This window comes from Citrobacter sp. Cpo015, from assembly GCF_030333035.1.
Taxonomy (GTDB): domain Bacteria; phylum Pseudomonadota; class Gammaproteobacteria; order Enterobacterales; family Enterobacteriaceae; genus Citrobacter; species Citrobacter portucalensis.
In genome coordinates this window covers 1-17,807 of record NZ_JAOWGS010000030.1, presented here as the reverse complement: position 1 = coordinate 17,807, position 17,807 = coordinate 1, and the positions used below count along the sequence as shown (strand labels likewise).

20 protein-coding genes and 1 riboswitch are annotated in these 17,807 nt (G+C 55.2%); of the genes, 9 read left to right on the top strand and 11 right to left on the bottom strand.

What is annotated here, in order from left to right:
• The first annotated feature begins 185 nt into the window (after positions 1-185).
• Positions 186-398 (top strand): transcription antiterminator/RNA stability regulator CspE, encoded by a 213-nt coding sequence (cspE, locus tag OGY67_RS10930; protein WP_286573956.1) that lies wholly within the window; start codon positions 186-188, stop codon positions 396-398.
• A gap of 119 nt (positions 399-517) precedes the next feature.
• On the opposite strand, the gene thiH is transcribed toward cspE, so the two are convergent.
• From thiH to OGY67_RS10895, 7 genes are all read right to left on the bottom strand, one after another.
• Positions 518-1,651, bottom strand: a complete 1,134-nt coding sequence (thiH, locus tag OGY67_RS10925; RefSeq protein ID WP_250671520.1) for a 2-iminoacetate synthase ThiH — start codon at positions 1,649-1,651, stop codon at positions 518-520.
• Positions 1,648-2,418 carry a thiazole synthase gene (gene thiG, locus OGY67_RS10920; protein ID WP_267439911.1) on the bottom strand — a complete coding sequence of 257 codons (771 nt, stop codon included), beginning with the start codon at positions 2,416-2,418 and terminating at the stop codon, positions 1,648-1,650. Before thiG ends, thiH begins: the two co-directional genes overlap by 4 nt.
• Before the next feature lies 1 nt (position 2,419).
• Positions 2,420-2,620 (bottom strand): sulfur carrier protein ThiS, encoded by a 201-nt coding sequence (thiS, locus tag OGY67_RS10915; RefSeq protein WP_016155307.1) that lies wholly within the window; start codon positions 2,618-2,620, stop codon positions 2,420-2,422.
• Positions 2,601-3,359, bottom strand: coding sequence for a HesA/MoeB/ThiF family protein (locus tag OGY67_RS10910; protein ID WP_003826902.1), 759 nt, complete (start codon positions 3,357-3,359; stop codon positions 2,601-2,603). Before OGY67_RS10910 ends, thiS begins: the two co-directional genes overlap by 20 nt.
• Entirely contained in the window at positions 3,352-3,987 is a 636-nt protein-coding gene (gene thiE / locus OGY67_RS10905; protein WP_060683069.1) for a thiamine phosphate synthase, read from the bottom strand. The genes OGY67_RS10910 and thiE overlap by 8 nt, the downstream gene beginning before the upstream one ends.
• A complete protein-coding gene (gene thiC, locus OGY67_RS10900) occupies positions 3,987-5,885 on the bottom strand; it encodes a phosphomethylpyrimidine synthase ThiC (protein WP_048227511.1) in 1,899 nt (632 codons plus the stop codon). Before thiC ends, thiE begins: the two co-directional genes overlap by 1 nt.
• Positions 5,886-5,968: 83 nt before the next feature.
• Positions 5,969-6,091: riboswitch (TPP riboswitch) on the bottom strand.
• A gap of 50 nt (positions 6,092-6,141) precedes the next feature.
• Positions 6,142-6,630 (bottom strand): Rsd/AlgQ family anti-sigma factor, encoded by a 489-nt coding sequence (locus OGY67_RS10895; protein WP_003826892.1) that lies wholly within the window; start codon positions 6,628-6,630, stop codon positions 6,142-6,144.
• 96 nt (positions 6,631-6,726) lie between these two features.
• On the opposite strand from OGY67_RS10895, the gene nudC reads away from it, so the two are divergent.
• From nudC to OGY67_RS10865, 6 genes are all read left to right on the top strand, one after another.
• Positions 6,727-7,500 carry an NAD(+) diphosphatase gene (nudC, locus tag OGY67_RS10890; RefSeq protein ID WP_286573955.1) on the top strand — a complete coding sequence of 258 codons (774 nt, stop codon included), beginning with the start codon at positions 6,727-6,729 and terminating at the stop codon, positions 7,498-7,500.
• A gap of 50 nt (positions 7,501-7,550) precedes the next feature.
• Positions 7,551-8,615 (top strand): uroporphyrinogen decarboxylase, encoded by a 1,065-nt coding sequence (hemE, locus tag OGY67_RS10885; protein WP_286573954.1) that lies wholly within the window; start codon positions 7,551-7,553, stop codon positions 8,613-8,615.
• 9 nt (positions 8,616-8,624) lie between these two features.
• Positions 8,625-9,305 (top strand): deoxyribonuclease V, encoded by a 681-nt coding sequence (nfi, locus tag OGY67_RS10880; protein WP_048237131.1) that lies wholly within the window; start codon positions 8,625-8,627, stop codon positions 9,303-9,305.
• Between the two features lie 33 nt (positions 9,306-9,338).
• A complete protein-coding gene (locus OGY67_RS10875; protein WP_003842015.1) occupies positions 9,339-9,929 on the top strand; it encodes a YjaG family protein in 591 nt (196 codons plus the stop codon).
• Between the two features lie 186 nt (positions 9,930-10,115).
• Positions 10,116-10,388, top strand: a complete 273-nt coding sequence (gene hupA / locus OGY67_RS10870) for a nucleoid-associated protein HU-alpha (RefSeq protein WP_001044509.1) — start codon at positions 10,116-10,118, stop codon at positions 10,386-10,388.
• A gap of 11 nt (positions 10,389-10,399) precedes the next feature.
• Positions 10,400-11,092 (top strand): DUF1481 domain-containing protein, encoded by a 693-nt coding sequence (locus tag OGY67_RS10865; RefSeq protein ID WP_032945667.1) that lies wholly within the window; start codon positions 10,400-10,402, stop codon positions 11,090-11,092.
• Between the two features lie 61 nt (positions 11,093-11,153).
• Here the strand turns inward: OGY67_RS10865 and zraP are convergent, their stop codons facing one another.
• Together zraP and OGY67_RS10855 are read right to left on the bottom strand one after the other, a co-directional pair.
• On the bottom strand, positions 11,154-11,597 hold the full coding sequence (zraP, locus tag OGY67_RS10860) for a zinc resistance sensor/chaperone ZraP (RefSeq protein ID WP_032945657.1): 444 nt from the start codon (positions 11,595-11,597) through the stop codon (positions 11,154-11,156).
• A gap of 18 nt (positions 11,598-11,615) precedes the next feature.
• Positions 11,616-11,804, bottom strand: coding sequence for a hypothetical protein (locus OGY67_RS10855; RefSeq protein ID WP_153753907.1), 189 nt, complete (start codon positions 11,802-11,804; stop codon positions 11,616-11,618).
• A 57-nt stretch (positions 11,805-11,861) separates the two neighbouring features.
• Between OGY67_RS10855 and zraS the strand changes: the two genes are divergently transcribed.
• Entirely contained in the window at positions 11,862-13,244 is a 1,383-nt protein-coding gene (gene zraS, locus OGY67_RS10850) for a two-component system sensor histidine kinase ZraS (RefSeq protein WP_234692992.1), read from the top strand.
• A gap of 5 nt (positions 13,245-13,249) precedes the next feature.
• Complete coding sequence (zraR, locus tag OGY67_RS10845) at positions 13,250-14,575, top strand: sigma-54-dependent response regulator transcription factor ZraR (protein WP_079935363.1); 1,326 nt, start codon at positions 13,250-13,252, stop codon at positions 14,573-14,575.
• On the opposite strand, the gene purD is transcribed toward zraR, so the two are convergent.
• Positions 14,572-15,861, bottom strand: coding sequence for a phosphoribosylamine--glycine ligase (gene purD / locus OGY67_RS10840; protein ID WP_048227505.1), 1,290 nt, complete (start codon positions 15,859-15,861; stop codon positions 14,572-14,574). The two genes, zraR and purD, sit on opposite strands and share 4 nt — an antisense overlap.
• Before the next feature lie 15 nt (positions 15,862-15,876).
• Positions 15,877-17,466: a bifunctional phosphoribosylaminoimidazolecarboxamide formyltransferase/IMP cyclohydrolase gene (purH, locus tag OGY67_RS10835; RefSeq protein WP_234692994.1), complete on the bottom strand. Its 1,590-nt coding sequence runs from the start codon at positions 17,464-17,466 to the stop codon at positions 15,877-15,879.
• Positions 17,467-17,807 lie beyond the last annotated feature (341 nt).

Below are 17,807 nucleotides of genomic sequence, written 5' to 3'. Positions count from 1 at the left end.
ATAGCGGCATCGGTTTGGAACACAGACCTTATGCAAGCAGTTTTAGTAAAGCAGTTCTCAGTTCAAGCGTTATCCTCAGATACTCTTCTTCATGAGCCTCCTCCCTAAGTGCCCCATAAGTTAATTTCTGCAAAACAGGCCATCTTCGCTGCACAAGCGGCTCAAAAACATGAAAGGAAGTATCTATGTCTAACAAAATGACTGGTTTAGTAAAATGGTTTAACTCTGATAAAGGCTTCGGCTTTATCACTCCTCAGGACGGTAGCAAGGATGTGTTTGTACATTTCTCCGCTATCCAGAATAACGATTTTAAAACGTTAGACGAAGGTCAAAAGGTGGAGTTCTCCGTGGAGAATGGCGCTAAAGGCCCGTCTGCTGTTAACGTTGTCGCGCTGTAATCGCCGATAATTTCACGAGCGCTTACGATAGCGATGAAGGCCAGAGCCCGAGCAGTTAAGTGCCAGTGAAGAAAAAACCCGCGAAAGCGGGTTTTTTTGTTTATGCGATTGCTCCTGACCTACGGTACCTGTGAAGCGCGCCCCAGATAGCTGTCCCAGTCTTTCCACACGGGCTGTAAACCCTGGGCAATGAGTGCTTCAGCAACGGCTTCTGGGCGACGATCGTCGTGCGGGGAGAACTGTTCCAGTTCGGGGTGGTTATCGGCATAACCACCGGGCTGGGTTTTTGAGAAGGCGCTGACGTTGTTGATCGCCAACGGGATCACATGGTCACGAAACCATGGCGATTCGCGGGTGGAGAGCGACAGCTCAATTTCTGGTGCCAGTAAACGAAACGCGCAAATGGTCTGGACCAACTGTCGCTCATCCATGATCGATGCAGGCTCAACGCCTCCGGTGCATGGGCGCAGGCGAGGGAAGGAGATAGAGTAACGGCTCTGCCAGTAATGCTGCTGCATCCATAGCAGATGTTCAGCCACCATATAGCAATCAACCCGCCAGCTGTCGGACAAACCAATCAACGCGCCAAGACCGATTTTGTCGATCCCTGCGCGGCCCAGCCTGTCCGGCGTTTCCAGGCGCCAGAAGAAATCCTGCTTTTTCCCTTTTAAATGGTGACGAGCGTAAGTTGCCTCATGGTAGCTCTCCTGATACACCATCACGCCATCCAGCCCCAGCGTCTTCAGCTCTGCATATTCAGCCTCTGACAACGGCTGTACCTCCATCTGTAAAGAGGCGAACTGGCGGCGAATGGCAGGCAAATGGCGACGAAAGTAATCCATCCCCACTTTTGCCTGATGTTCACCGGTGACCAGCAGCAGATGCTCAAAACCCAGCTCACGGATAGCCGCACACTCCCGTGTTATCTCATCTTCGTCCAGCGTTTTGCGTTTGATACGGTTGCTCATCGAAAAACCGCAGTAGGTGCAGTCGTTGGCGCAAAGGTTGGAGAGATACAACGGCACGTAAAAGCTCACCGTGTTACCAAAACGCTGACGGGTGAGCTTCTGCGCCCGCTGCGCCAGCGGCTCCAGATAATCGGCGGCGGCAGGAGAGAGCAATGCCATCAGATCGTCGCGACTAAGATGCGAAGCGTTGAGGGCGCGCTCCACGTCAGCGGCGGTTTTACCGTTGATACGCAGGCGGATGTCATCCCAGTCCAGCTGTCGCCAGCGGTCGCTGAACGTTTTCATGCGAAGGCCTCCAGGAATCCGGTTAACGGGCTGGTGGGACTTGCCTGCGAACTTTTGCTTCCTGGTACCGCCTGGCGTGCCAGCAAGCCAGCTTCAACGGCCAGGCGGAAGGCGGTTGCCATCATCACCGGGCTGTCGGCTACCGCGATTGCCGTATTGACCAGCACCGCGTCGGCGCCCATTTCCAGCGCCTGCGTGGCGTGGCTGGGGACGCCGATGCCTGCATCAACCACCACCGGCACGGTCGCCTGTTGGATAATAATCTCCAACATCGCTTTGGTTTCCAGCCCCTGATTAGAACCGATGGGCGCGCCGAGCGGCATGACTGCAGAACAGCCTACTTCTTCCAGTCGTTTGCACAGCACCGGATCTGCGCCACAGTAAGGCAGTACCACGAAGCCCTTTTTCACCAGTACTTCTGCGGCTTTCAATGTTTCGATTGGATCGGGTAACAGCCAGCGGGCGTCCGGATGGATTTCTAATTTCAGCCAGTTTGTGCCCAGCGCTTCACGCGCTAACTGGGCAGCAAAAATCGCCTCTTCAGCGGTTTTTGCCCCCGAAGTGTTGGGCAACAGCGTCACACCAGCTTCTACCAGCGGCGCCAGAATGGCATCGTTGTGCTGACGCAAATCCACGCGCTTCATGGCCAGCGTTACCAGTTGGCTGCCGGAGGCGCGAATCGCCTCGACCATCAGCTGCGATGAAGCAAACTTTCCGGTGCCGGTGAACAGATGCGAATCAAACGTTTTGTCGGCAATACGTAACATATCAACCCCCTGCAATAACCTGAAAAAGCAGGATCTGGTCGCCTTCCTGCACGATTTGCTGCTCCCACTGCTCGCGCGGGAGGATCTGCTGATTGAGCGCCAGCGCCGCGCCCGGTTTAAGCTGATTAAGCGCAGTGAGCAGCCCACTGACGGTTTGTCCTTCGGCGCACTGCATCGGCTCATCATTGAACTGAATCTGCATGTTGCCCTCCGCATACCGGGCAGCCGCTGGCGCGTCGTAGTGCGAAGCTGCGCCACTGGCTGGTTTTACCGTCAAACAGGCGTAGCTCTCCGCTGGGCGTCTCAATACCGCTGAGCAATTTAATCGCTTCCAACGCTTGCAAGGTGCCCATCACGCCCACAACTGGTCCGACGATACCGGCGGTACGGCAGTTGCGTTCGGGCTCTACATCGTCCGGCCACAGGCAGCGGTAACATCCTTGTTCCCACGGGGGCGTCAGCACCATCAGTTGGCCGCCAAAGCCGACGGCGCTGGCGGTGACGAGCGGGGTGTTGAGCGTTACGCAGGCGGCGTTAATTTCCTGGCGCGTGGCCATGTTATCGGTACAGTCGAGCACCACATCGGCACGCGCTACCGCATGCCGAAGCGCATCGCCTTTCAGTCGCTGCTGGAGTGACACCAGCTCGATATCTGGGTTGAGCCGCGTCAGGCGCTGCTGGGCAACCTGCGATTTTGAACGTGCGATATCATCAGTGGTAAACAGGATCTGGCGCTGCAGGTTGCTCAGATGAATGTCGTCATCGTCTACCAGCGTCAATTTTCCGATGCCTGCTCCCGCCAGATACAGCGCGGCAGGCGAACCTAACCCGCCTAAACCGACAATCAGCACATGGCTATCGAGTAGCTTTTGCTGGCCTTCAATGGCGATATCGCCGAGCAGGATCTGCCGGCTGTAACGCATAAAGTCGCGGTCATTCATCGCCCACTCCCGCGATATCCAGTAGTTGGGCCGTGGCGACCTGCCAGTCAGCCGCCTGGGTAATGGCGCTGACCACGGCAATGCTGCCGACGCCGGTCGCCAGTACCGCCGGGGCGCGCTCAAGGCTGATACCGCCAATGGCGACGGTCGGGTAATCCGCTAGTCGTTCAATATGGTTTGCCAGTTGCGTGAGTCCCTGCGGGGCGGAAGGCATCTGTTTGGTTTGCGTGGGAAAAACATGACCCAGCGCGATATAAGAAGGCTTAGCGGCGAGCGCGATGTCGATTTCCATATCATCGTGAGTGGAGACCCCCAGGCGCAGCCCCGCCGCCTGAATCGCCTTCAGGTCAGTGGTTTCAAGATCTTCCTGGCCCAGATGTACGCCGTAAGCGCGGTGCTTAATTGCCAGACGCCAGTAGTCGTTGATAAACAGGCGGGCGTCATAGCGACGCCCCAGTTCAATGGCGGCCATAACGTCGGCTTCGACCTCTTCATCACGCTTATCTTTAATGCGCAGTTGGATCGTGCATACGCCCGCCTGCAGCAAGCGTTCAATCCATTGCACGCTGTCCACCACCGGGTAAAGCCCGAGGCGAAACGGCACGGTCGGGAAATCAGGCTGGTACATTACGCCTCCTCTTTTTTGAGGTAGATTTCGCCGCCTTTGGCGCGGAAGTTCTCCGACATATCTGCCATGCCGACTTCAATCGTTTGTGCAGCAGCGTAGTCGCGAACCTCCTGGCTGATTTTCATCGAGCAGAACTTCGGCCCGCACATGGAGCAGAAGTGGGCGACCTTACCGGATTCCTGTGGCAGGGTTTCATCGTGGTAGGCACGGGCGGTGAACGGGTCGAGCGCGAGGTTAAACTGGTCTTCCCAGCGGAATTCGAAGCGCGCTTTCGACATGGCGTTATCGCGGATCTGCGCGCCCGGATGACCTTTTGCTAAGTCAGCTGCATGGGCGGCAATCTTGTAGGTAATCAACCCTTGTTTAACATCTTCTTTGTTCGGCAGGCCGAGGTGCTCTTTTGGCGTGACGTAGCACAGCATCGCGCAGCCAAACCAACCGATCATCGCCGCACCGATCCCGGAAGTGAAGTGGTCGTAGCCCGGCGCGATATCGGTGGTCAACGGTCCTAAAGTGTAGAACGGTGCTTCATGGCAGTGCTCCAGCTCTTCGGTCATGTTGCGCTGGATCATATGCATGGGTACATGACCTGGACCTTCTATCATCACCTGCACGTCGTATTCCCAGGCGATTTTGGTCAGCTCGCCCAGCGTATGCAGTTCGGAGAACTGCGCTTCGTCGTTCGCATCCTGAATTGAACCCGGGCGCAGGCCGTCACCCAGCGACAAAGAGACGTCGTAGGCGGCGCAGATTTCGCAAATCTCGCGGAAATGTTCGTACAGGAAGTTCTCTTTGTGATGAGAAAGGCACCATTTCGCCATAATTGAACCGCCGCGTGAGACAATGCCGGTCAGGCGTTTGGCAGTCATCGGCACGTAGCGCAGCAGCACGCCCGCGTGAATGGTGAAGTAGTCGACGCCCTGTTCGGCCTGCTCCAGCAACGTGTCGCGGAAGGCTTCCCAGGTGAGATCTTCGGCGATCCCGTTGACCTTCTCCAGCGCCTGGTAGATCGGCACAGTACCGATCGGTACCGGACTGTTACGCAGGATCCACTCGCGGGTTTCGTGGATATAGCGACCGGTGGAGAGATCCATCACCGTGTCCGCGCCCCAGCGCGTCGACCACACCAGCTTCTCTACCTCCTCTTCAATGGAGGAGGTGACGGCAGAGTTACCGATGTTGGCGTTAACCTTCACCAGGAAGTTGCGACCGATAATCATCGGCTCGGATTCCGGGTGGTTGATGTTGGCAGGAATAATCGCACGGCCCGCGGCCACTTCATCACGCACGAATTCCGGCGTGATGTTTTCCGGCAGGCGTGCACCAAAGTTCATCCCCGGATGCTGGTGACGCAGCACTTCACTGCGAATGCGCTCGCGGCCCATGTTTTCACGGATGGCGATGAACTCCATCTCCGGGGTCACTATTCCCTGGCGGGCGTAGTGCAGTTGGGTGACTCGCTTACCCGCTTTGGCGCGCTTTGGCGTCAGCAGGCCGGTGAAACGCAGCTCGTCCAGGCCATCGTCGGCCAGACGTTCTTTGGTATAAGCGGAACTCCGGTCGTCTAATTCTTCGCTATCGTTACGCGCCGCAATCCACGGCTGGCGCAGCTTTGCCAGACCCTGCTGGACGTTAATCGCCACGTCAGGATCGCCATACGGTCCGGAGGTGTCGTATACCGGAACGGCTTCGTTCTCTTCGAACTGCGGGTTGTCTTTGCTACCGCCAGTCAGCGTTGGGCTGAGCTGAATTTCGCGCATCGGAATGCGGATATCCGGCTGCGAACCGGTAATATAAATGCGTTTTGAGTTAGGGAAGGCGGTCCCTTCCAGGGTATCGATAAAGTGTTGGGCTTGAGCGCGCTGTTCGCGGCGTGATGGTTTAGTAGTGGCAGACATAGCTCATTCCAGATAAAAGTAAGGATATGGCTTGTCAGACGACGGATGAAGCAAGAGAGAAGCTCGCCCGGGGGCGATGCTATTGTAGATTGACTCTTGTTCCCTTCGCAGGTTTTAACCTGATCAGGTTCCGCGGATCCCGAATTAACGGTCTCAGCCTTTTCCACTCATGCTGCTGTGGAAAATAAGCACTCCGACAAGAAGTAACCTCAGTAAAGAGGTAATGAATGTAAACTACGCGTTAATGCCGTAAATCTCAAGCATGACGTTTGAGAGTGCTACTCTCGTGCATCGCGTCAAATACCAGCATGATCAGCTTATCTTCCAGCACGAATCGGGCTTCCAGTGCCTCGCCGAGATCCGATAAAACCTGTTGAAATTCAAGGAAGTTATCATGATCAATCGCCGTTTCCAGGCTGGAGTCATAGTAGTCCATGATCAGCTGCGTATTGGCTTCCAGCAGCGGCCAAATTTTTGTGGCTTTTAAAAGCTGCCCGTTCCCTTCCAATTTATGGAGAATACGTTCATAAATACTGAAGTGTCCGGTGGAGAGGTAATCGACCAGGCTCTGACAAAAATCATCCAGCGCCTTTTCATTGAGTCGCATGTACGATTCTTTGCCAGGCTTAATGCCAACCAGATTGTAGTAAGCCACGAGCAGGTGCTTACGTACATGTAGCCAGCGATCAACCAGTTTATTACTTCCTCCGACGTGCTCCGTCAGGCTTTCCAGCTGGTTTAGCATGATTGACTCCGCAAGATGGTGTTTAGGAACTGCTCACCCGTAAATGTAAAAATAATGTAAACAACATGCCTGTGAAGCAAAGGTTGCGCAAGAGATATGGATCGTATAATTGAAAAATTAGATAGCGGCTGGTGGATCGTCAGTCATGAGCAAAAGTTATGGTTACCTCATGGCGAGCTACCTTATGGCGACGCAGCCCGTTTTGATCTGATTGGTCAGCGCGCGCTGCCAATAGGCGAGTGGGAAGGGCAGACTGTCTGGCTGGTGCAGCAGCAGCGTCGACACGATATGGGGTCGGTGCGCCAGGTCATTGACCAGGATGTGGGCCTGTTTCAACTGGCCGGACGCGGCGTACAGCTGGCGGAGTTCTATCGCTCGCATAAATTCTGCGGCTACTGCGGCCATCCCATGCACCCGAGTAAAACAGAGTGGGCGATGCTCTGTAGCCACTGCCGTGAACGTTATTACCCGCAAATTGCCCCGTGCATAATCGTCGCTATTCGCCGAGATGATTCCATCTTGCTTGCCCAACATGTTCGCCATCGTAACGGCGTGCATACCGTACTGGCGGGTTTTGTCGAAGTAGGTGAGACCTTAGAACAGGCGGTGGCGCGTGAAGTCATGGAAGAAAGCGGCATCAAGGTGAAAAACCTGCGCTATGTCACTTCTCAGCCATGGCCGTTCCCGCAGTCTTTGATGACCGCATTTATGGCGGAGTATGATAGCGGCGAAATCGTCATCGACCCGAAAGAGTTGCTGGAAGCGAACTGGTATCGCTATGACGACTTACCGCTCTTACCCCCGCCGGGTACTGTCGCGCGTCGATTGATTGAAGACACTGTGGCAATGTGTCGGGCTGAGTACGAGTAAAGAGCGAGTGGTGATACACTGATGGACTGACGCAATAAGGAACTGCAAAAATGACCGAACTGAAGAACGATCGTTATCTGCGTGCGCTGCTGCGCCAGCCCGTTGATGTCACTCCGGTATGGATGATGCGCCAGGCAGGCCGCTATCTACCGGAATACAAAGCTACCCGTGCCGAAGCGGGCGATTTTATGGCGCTGTGCAAAAATGCCGAGCTGGCCTGCGAAGTCACGCTGCAGCCGCTGCGTCGCTATAAACTTGATGCCGCGATCCTCTTCTCGGATATCCTGACGATCCCGGATGCGATGGGACTCGGGCTGTATTTTGAAGCAGGAGAAGGTCCACGCTTCACCTCTCCAATTACCAGCAAGGCTGACGTCGACAAACTGCCGATCCCGGACCCGGAAGATGGGCTGGGGTACGTGATGAACGCGGTGCGTACTATCCGCCGTGAACTGAAAGGCGAAGTGCCGCTGATCGGCTTCTCCGGTAGTCCGTGGACGCTGGCGACCTACATGGTTGAAGGCGGCAGCAGTAAAGCCTTCACCGTGATTAAAAAGATGATGTACGCCGACCCTAAAGCGCTGCATCTGCTGCTTGATAAGCTGGCGAAGAGCGTCACGCTGTACCTGAACGCGCAGATCAAAGCGGGCGCGCAGTCGGTGATGATTTTCGATACCTGGGGCGGTGTGCTGACCGGTCGCGACTATCAGCAGTTTTCCCTGTACTACATGCACAAAATCGTCGATGGTCTGCTGCGTGAGAATGGAGGTCGTCGTGTACCGGTGACCCTGTTTACCAAAGGCGGTGGTCAGTGGCTGGAAGCGATGGCGGAAACCGGCTGTGATGCGTTAGGTCTCGACTGGACTACTGACATTGCCGATGCGCGTCGTCGTGTAGGTCATAAAGTGGCGCTCCAGGGCAATATGGATCCGTCCATGCTGTATGCGCCGCCAGCCCGCATCGAAGAAGAGGTGGCGACAATTCTGGCCGGATTCGGTCAGGGTGAAGGGCATGTCTTTAACCTGGGCCACGGCATTCATCAGGACGTCCCGCCAGAACATGCGGGTGTCTTTGTGGAGGCGGTACATCGGTTGTCCGAACAGTACCACCGCTAAGGAGTTATCATGGATCTCGCGTCATTACGCGCGCAGCAGCTTGAACTGGCTTCTTCAGTGATCCGCGAGGATCGTCTGAAGAACGATCCGCCGGATCTGATCGGCGGGGCGGACGTTGGGTTTGAGCAGGGTGGCGAAGTGACGCGAGCCGCGATGGTCTTACTGAAGTATCCCACGCTTGAACTGGTCGAATACAAGGTGGCGCGTATCGCCACCACCATGCCCTACATTCCCGGTTTTCTCTCCTTTCGTGAAACTCCCGCGCTGATGGCCGCCTGGCAACTGCTCTCGCACAAGCCAGATCTGCTGTTCGTTGATGGTCATGGCATTTCTCACCCGCGTCGTCTGGGCGTGGCCAGCCATTTTGGTCTGCTGGTGGATGTCCCGACGATTGGCGTGGCGAAAAAACGGTTGTGCGGCAAGTTTGAATCGCTCGCTGCTGAACCTGGTGCGCTAGCGCCGTTGCTGGATAAAGGCGAACAACTGGCATGGGTCTGGCGCAGCAAAGCGCGCTGTAACCCGTTGTTTATTTCCACGGGCCACCGCGTGAGTATGGACAGCGCACTGGCGTGGGTTCAACGCTGTATGAACGGCTATCGTTTGCCGGAACCCACACGCTGGGCAGATGCAGTGGCATCCGAACGCCCGGCTTTTACTCGGCTTGCAGCAAAAACGCCCCATATCGGGTAAACTGCGGCTAATTTCCGTATTTGAGAACTCATCATGTTACAAAATCCGATTCACCTGCGTCTGGAGAAGCTGGAAAGCTGGCAGCACGTCACGTTTATGGCTTGTCTGTGCGAACGCATGTACCCAAACTACGCCATGTTCTGCAAGCAAACTGAATTTGGCGATGGACAGATTTACCGCCGAATTCTGGATCTGATTTGGGAAGCGCTGACGGTTAAAGACGCGAAAATCAATTTCGACAGCCAGCTGGAAAAATTTGAAGAGGCCATTCCTTCTGCAGACGATTACGATCTGTACGGTGTTTATCCGGCGATTGATGCTTGTGTGGCATTAAGCGAACTGATGCATTCGCGTCTTAGCGGTGAAACGCTGGAGCATGCAATCGAAGTTAGTAAGGCTTCGATTACGACGGTTGCGATGCTGGAAATGACTCAGGCTGGTCGTGAAATGACCGATGAAGAGCTCAAAGAAAACCCTGCCGTTGAGCAAGAATGGGATATTCAGTGGGAAATTTTCCGACTTTTAGCCGACTGTGAAGAACGCGATATTGAGCTGATAAAAGGGCTGCGTGCAGACCTGCGCGAGGCTGGCGAGAGCAATATTGGTATAAATTTTCAGCAATGACACCACAAAACGTGATTTAACGCCTGATTTGTCGTGCCTGAAGGCTTCCCATCCGCCCCCGGTCTGGTCTACATTTGGGGGGCGAAAAAAAGTGGCTATCGGTGCGTGTATGCAGGAGAGTGCTTTTCTGGCATTTCCGTCGCACTCGATGCTTAGCAAGCGATAAACACATTGTAAGGATAACTTATGAACAAGACTCAACTGATTGATGTAATTGCAGACAAAGCAGAACTGTCTAAAACACAGGCTAAAGCTGCTCTGGAATCCACTCTGGCTGCTATTACTGAGTCTCTGAAAGAAGGCGATGCTGTACAACTGGTTGGTTTCGGTACCTTCAAAGTGAACCACCGTGCTGAGCGCACTGGCCGCAACCCGCAGACCGGTAAAGAAATCAAAATCGCCGCAGCTAACGTACCGGCATTTGTTTCTGGTAAAGCACTGAAAGACGCGGTTAAGTAATTCGCGTGGCAGTGAACAGTTTTAACGAAGGGGCGGTTTCGCCCCTTTTGTCCATCTGGCGTCATACGCTTTGGCTTTCAGGTGTTCTGTTACTGTCTGCCTGCGGTAGCCATTCTGAGCTTCCTCCTTTCACGGCCAGCGGCTATGTTGGCGATCAGGGGGCGGTACGCATTTGGCGTAAAGACTCCGGTGACGATGTTCACTTGCTCTCGGTATTTAGTCCGTGGCGTAAAGGCGAAACCACTACCAGTGAATACCGCTGGCAGGGTGATTCGCTCTCTCTGATAGAACTCAACGTTTACAGTAAACCGGCTGAACATGTCCGTATACGCTTCGATGACCGGGGCGAACTGAGCTTCATGCAGCGTGAAGTCGACGGGCAAAAGCAGCAGCTTTCCAGCGATCAAATCGCGCTTTACCGCTATCGAGCCGATCAAATTCGCCAGACCAGCGATGCGCTGCGTCAGGGGCGGGTGATATTGCGTCAGGGACGTTGGCATGCGGATAACACGGTCACAACCTGTGAAGGTGAAACGCTGAAGCCAGACCTGGAGTCGTGGGCGATAAACCATATCGAGCGCCGCCAGAGACATTCATCCGTAGAGGTGAGTGTGGCATGGCTGGAAGCGCCCGAAGGGTCGCAGCTACTGCTGGTCGCCAATGAAGATTTTTGTCACTGGCAGCCTACAGCCAAAACTTTCTGAAAACCTGAATACAGGAAATCAGCAGGCCTGATCCGTATAGCGTCATCAGGCATTAAGTCTTTTACCAGTGGCCCATTCCCATATGGCCGCCGCCGCGATGGTTACCGCCACCGCCGCATCCGCCGTAGCCCATTCCCGCGCCACGTGGCACGCCAGCCTGCGCCATTGCGACATCACGTTTAACGCGCTGCTCGTCCAGAGACTGATTCAACGCTTCCATCTCTTTTGCAACGGCGTTAATTTTTGCCGTGTCCGGCGAGCTGGCCGTTAATAGTGCATTGTACTCATAACGTTTGGATGTCAGCTGTTGGCGCAACGCGCTGGTCTGGGAATAATAATCATCATAGATTTTCTGTGCGGCAGCCTGCTGCTCAGCGGTCATTGGCGTACCGCCCCGTTGCTGCATTCCGTCGCCATATCCCCAGTGATTCTGTGCCAGTACCGGGGTGGAGCCAAGTGCGATAAGAGAAAGTGCAATCAGTGCCAGTTTGTTGTTCCGTTTCATCGTTCGTTCTCCTGTTGGTTAGCTTACATTCCCTTTTGCATCTTCCGTGCCAAAGCGGCAATCCCAGTCCTGCGGGCGTTGTACCCGCCGTCTTTGCAGGGAAACGAGTAAAAATGACTCGCCAGAACGCGTCAGCGAGTCATTTTTACCCGTTACTTTCAGCTGTTTGTGTCTGAGGGCAGGGTTATCAGGGGGAAAAAATGGCATGATTTCTGCTGTATACCTGCAACGATGAAAGGAACAAGCGGGGTGAAGGGAGAGCGTATGCGTCTTTATAAGGATACGGTGGCAAAGTGGTTGAGCCGACTCTTGCTGGTGGCAATCCTGGTTTTGGTCGGCTGGTTTTCGATTATGACCATTCGGGACTATGGGCGGGAAAGTGGCGCCGCGCGGCAAACGCTACTGGAAAAAGGCAGCGTGCTCATTCGCGCTCTGGAGTCTGGTACGCGCGTAGGCATGGGGATGCGCATGCATCATGCCCAGCAGCAGACGCTACTGGAGGAAATGGCTGTACAGCCAGGCGTGCTATGGTTTGCTGTCGTCGATGAGCATGGTGTCATTATTACCCACAGCAATTCCGCGATGGTCGGCAAAACGCTCTATTCATCGGATGTCCTGCGACAGCTTAGTCCTGGGGAGCAAGAAAGCTGGCGGAATATTGAAATTCCAGCGAGGGATGGTGAAAAAACGCCAGCACTGGAAATTTATCGCCAGTTTCAGCCGATGTATGGTGGACGCCACGGCATGGCGCGCTGTGCCAGCAATGACGAGCAGCTTATCTCCCCAGCACAAACCATATTTATCGCCTTTGATGCCAGCGATCTGACAGCGACTCAGGCAAGGGAGTGGCGTAACACACTGATAGTCCTCTCTGCGCTGGCGGCTGTGTTGCTGGCCACCGTGCTGACGTTCTTCTGGTATCAGCGCTATCAGCGCTCGTACAAAGAACTCCAGGATGCGATGAAGCGTAAAGAAAAACTGTTAGCGCTCGGTCATCTTGCGGCTGGGGTGGCGCATGAAATTCGTAACCCGCTTTCATCGATCAAAGGGTTAGCGAAGTATTTTGCCGAGCGAACCCCGGCAGGAGGCGAGTCGCATGAGCTGGCACAGGTGATGGCGAAAGAGGCGGATCGTTTAAATCGGGTGGTGAGCGAGTTGCTGGAGCTGGTGAAACCTGCACATCTGACGCTGCAACAGGTGGATCTCAATGAGGTTATCACCCACTCATTACACCTGGTGAGTCAGGATGCGGCAAGCCGGGAAATCCAGCTCCGCTTTTCGGCCAATTCTACGCTGCCCGCTATCCAGGCCGATCCTGACCGACTGACTCAGGTTTTGTTGAATCTGTATCTGAACGCCATTCATGCGATTGGTCGTCAGGGCACGATTACGGTTGAAGCGAATGAAAGCAGCGGTGAACGCGTTAAAATTGTGGTTACCGATACTGGAAAGGGGATTGCGGCGGAACAGCTGGAGGCCATTTTTACGCCTTACTTTACGACCAAAGCCGACGGAACCGGTCTCGGGCTGGCGGTAGTGCAGAACATTATCGAACAGCACGGTGGCACCATTCAGGTGGCAAGCGTTGAGGGCAAAGGCGCGACCTTTACCCTTTGGCTACCGACCAAAGCGAAACAACAGGATTAACAAGGATGACGCGCGGAAAAATCAATATTCTGGTGGTAGATGATGATATCAGCCACTGCACCATTTTACAGGCGCTGCTGCGCGGCTGGGGTTATGAGGTCGCGCTGGCCTATAGCGGGCGAGCGGCGCTGGAACAGGTGCGCGAACGCGTATTTGATTTAGTGCTGTGTGATGTACGCATGGCGGAGATGGACGGCATCGCAACGCTGAAAGAGATTAAAGCGCTGAATCCGGCGATTCCGGTCTTGATCATGACGGCGTTCTCCAGTGTGGAGACCGCCGTTGAGGCGCTTAAAACCGGGGCGCTGGATTACTTAATCAAGCCGCTGGATTTTGACCGTCTGCAGGAGACGCTGGAAAAGGCGCTGGCGCATACGCGGGAAACGGGCGCTGAACTGCCATCGGCGTCGGCTGCGCAGTTTGGCATGATTGGCAGTAGTCCGGCGATGCAGAAGTTGCTCAATGAAATCGCGATGGTTGCGCCCTCGGATGCCACGGTGCTCATTCACGGAGACTCCGGTACGGGGAAAGAGTTGGTAGCCCGGGCGCTGCATGCCAGCAGCGCCCGTCGCGATAAACCGCTGGTGACACTCAACTGCGCGGCGCTTAATGAATCGCTGCTGGAGTCCGAACTTTTTGGTCACGAGAAAGGGGCGTTTACCGGGGCGGATAAACGGCGGGAAGGTCGCTTTGTGGAAGCTGATGGCGGCACGTTATTTCTTGATGAAATCGGTGATATTTCACCGCTGATGCAGGTGCGTCTGCTGCGGGCTATCCAGGAGCGCGAAGTGCAGCGGGTTGGTAGCAATCAGACAATTGCGGTTGATGTCCGGCTGATCGCCGCTACGCATCGCGATCTAGCAGAGGAAGTCAGTGCCGGGCGCTTTCGTCAGGATCTCTACTATCGCCTGAACGTCGTCACCATTGAAATGCCAGCGCTGTGCCAGCGCCGGGAAGATATTCCGCTGCTAGCCGAACATTTTCTCCAGCGTTTTGCCGCGCGTAACCGTAAAGCGGTGAAAGGCTTTACTCCGCAGGCGATGGATCTGCTGATCCACTACGACTGGCCGGGCAATATTCGTGAGCTGGAAAATGCGATTGAGCGCTCGGTGGTGCTGCTGACGGGGGAATATATTTCCGAACGCGAGCTGCCGATGGCGATTGCCGCGACGCCGATAAAAACGGAATTCAGTGGCGAGATCCAACCGCTGGTGGATGTCGAAAAAGAGGTGATTCTGGCGGCGCTGGAAAAAACGGGCGGCAATAAAACGGAAGCCGCCCGTCAGTTAGGCATTACGCGTAAAACGCTGCTGGCGAAAATTTCGCGTTAGCGTTGCTCGCGTTCAATGGCGCGCCAGCCGATGTCGTTACGGCTGAAGCTGCCATCCCAGCGGATGTCGGTCATCAGGGCGTAAGCGCGTTTCTGCGCTTCAGCCACGGTATGACCCAGGGCGGTGGCGCACAGCACGCGACCACCGCTGGTCAACACACGATCGTCTTCGGCGAGTTTAGTGCCTGCATGGAACACTTTTCCGTCTTCTACTTCTTCCAGCGGCAGACCGTGGATTTCATCTCCGGTGTTGTAGTTGCCCGGATAACCTCCGGCAGCAATGACGACACCCAGCGAGGCGCGTTCGTCCCACTCGGAGGTTTTCTCATCCAGCTTGCCGTCGCAGGCGGCCAGGCAAAGCTCCACCAGGTCCGATTTCATGCGTAGCATGATCGGCTGGGTTTCCGGATCGCCGAAGCGGCAGTTGAACTCGATAACCTTCGGATTGCCCTGTTTGTCGATCATCAGACCCGCGTACAGGAAACCGGTGTAGGTATTCCCTTCCGCCGCCATACCTTTTACGGTTGGCCAAATAATGCGTTCCATGGTGCGCTGATGCACTTCATCAGTTACCACCGGCGCTGGTGAGTAAGCACCCATACCGCCGGTGTTCGGGCCAGTGTCGCCGTTGCCTACGCGTTTGTGGTCCTGGCTGGTGGCCATCGGCAGCACATGCTCGCCGTCGACCATTACGATAAAGCTCGCTTCTTCGCCGTCGAGGAACTCTTCGATAACGATACGGTGGCCCGCATCGCCAAAAGCGTTACCTGCCAGCATGTCATGAACGGCGGCTTCTGCTTCCTCCAGCGTCATCGCCACGATAACGCCTTTACCGGCGGCCAGGCCGTCAGCTTTGATGACGATCGGCGCGCCTTTCTCACGCAGATAGGCCAACGCTGGCTCAATCTCAGTGAAGTTCTGATATTCCGCCGTCGGGATCTGGTGACGGGCGAGGAAATCTTTGGTGAAGGCTTTGGAGCCTTCCAGCTGTGCAGCGCCTTCGGTTGGCCCGAAGATCTTCAGGCCAGCGGCGCGGAACGCATCGACCACGCCAATCACCAGCGGCGCTTCCGGGCCGACGATGGTCAGGTCAATTTTCTCGTTCTGGGCAAAGCTCAGCAGAGCTGGAATATCGGTGACGCCGATAGCCACGTTCTGCAGTGCTGGTTCCAGTGCGGTGCCCGCGTTACCTGGTGCAACAAAAACGGTATCAACCAGCGGGGACTGTGCGGCTTTCCAGGCCAGGGCGTGCTCGCGCCCGCCGTTGCCAATCACTAATACTTTCATCGTCTGCTCCGTGGATTAATGGCGGAAGTGGCGCATGTCGGTAAAGATCATCGCGATACCGTGTTCATCGGCAGCGGCAATGACTTCGTCATCACGGATAGAACCACCTGGCTGGATAACGCAGCTCACGCCAACGGCGGCGGCAGCATCAATACCATCGCGGAACGGGAAGAAGGCGTCAGAGGCCATGGCGGAGCCTTTCACTTCCAGACCTTCGTCAGCCGCTTTAATCCCGGCGATCTTTGCGGAGTACACGCGGCTCATCTGGCCTGCGCCTATGCCGATAGTCATGTTCTCTTTGGCATAAACAATGGCGTTGGATTTCACGAACTTGGCGACTTTCCAGCAGAACAGTGCATCGCGCAGCTCTTGCTCGGTCGGCTGACGTTTGGACACCACGCGCAGTTCGCCTTCGCTCACCATCCCCAGATCCCTGTCCTGAACCAGCAAACCGCCGTTAACGCGTTTGAAGTCCAGGCCCGGTACACGTTGTGCCCACTGACCGCAGGTCAGAACGCGAACGTTCTGTTTGGCGGCGGTGATTTTCAGTGCGTCTTCGGTTGCGGACGGGGCGATGATCACTTCCACGAACTGACGGGAGATAATTGCCTGCGCGGTTTCGGCATCCAGTTCGCGGTTGAAAGCGATGATGCCGCCGAACGCGGAGGTCGGGTCGGTTTTATAGGCGCGGTCGTAAGCGTCGAGAATAGAGGTACTTACCGCCACGCCGCACGGGTTAGCGTGCTTAACGATCACACAGGCTGGCTCGCTGAACTCTTTCACGCACTCCAGCGCCGCGTCGGTATCTGCGATGTTGTTGTAGGAAAGCGCTTTGCCCTGTACCTGCTGCGCGGTGGCAACGGACGCTTCTTTAACATTCTCTTCTATATAGAAGGCAGCCTGCTGGTGGCTGTTCTCGCCGTAGCGCATATCCTGCTTCTTAATGAAGTTCAGGTTCAGCGTACGCGGGAAACGACCGGCGGCCTCTTTGCTCTCACCGTGGTAAGCCGGAACCATGCTGCCGAAGTAGTTGGCAATCATGCTGTCGTAGGCGGCGGTGTGTTCGAAGGCTTTAATCGCGAGGTCAAAGCTGGTTTCCAGAGTCAGGGAGCCTTCGTTGGCATCCATCTCTTTAATAATGGCGTCGTAGTCGCTGCTCTTCACAACGATCGCTACGTCTTTATGGTTCTTGGCAGCGGAACGCACCATGGTCGGGCCGCCGATATCAATGTTCTCTACCGCATCTTCCAGCGAGCAGCCTTCACGGGCGACGGTCTCGGCGAATGGATACAGGTTTACAACCACCATATCGATAGGGGCGATACCGTGCTGTTCCATAATTCCGTCATCCTGACCGCGACGACCAAGAATGCCGCCGTGGACTTTCGGATGCAGGGTCTTCACGCGTCCATCCATCATTTCCGGGAAGCCGGTGTAATCGGAAACTTCGGTCACTGGCAGACCTTTCTCCGCTAACAGGCGCGCAGTGCCACCTGTAGACAGCAGCTCCACACCACGTGCGGAAAGTGCCTGAGCGAATTCGATGATACCGGCCTTGTCAGAAACACTGAGCAGAGCGCGGCGGACTGGACGACGTTGTTGCATGGTAAATCCCCTGGATTTGACTATTACAGAGAGCGTTAGGTGAATTCTTGGCTAAAAACTCAGCTAACGCCCCTTACGGGGCATCCTTGTTTTGCGGGGGCATTGTAACGAAAACGTTTGCGCAACGCTCGCGAATTTTTAAATTTCGATTTTGACCTCTTCTTTTTCTGTTGAAGGAGGCTGATATAACGAGTGGATCGTAGAAACGATCGTGTGGTTTGTGGATAACTCTGTGTGTAAATGGGTATAAGGCGGGGTTTCGCTGTGGAATGCAGCAGTCAGTCATTTTTCTGTCATTTAAGGGTTGCGGGCCGCAGGAAACTCCCTATAATGCGCCTCCA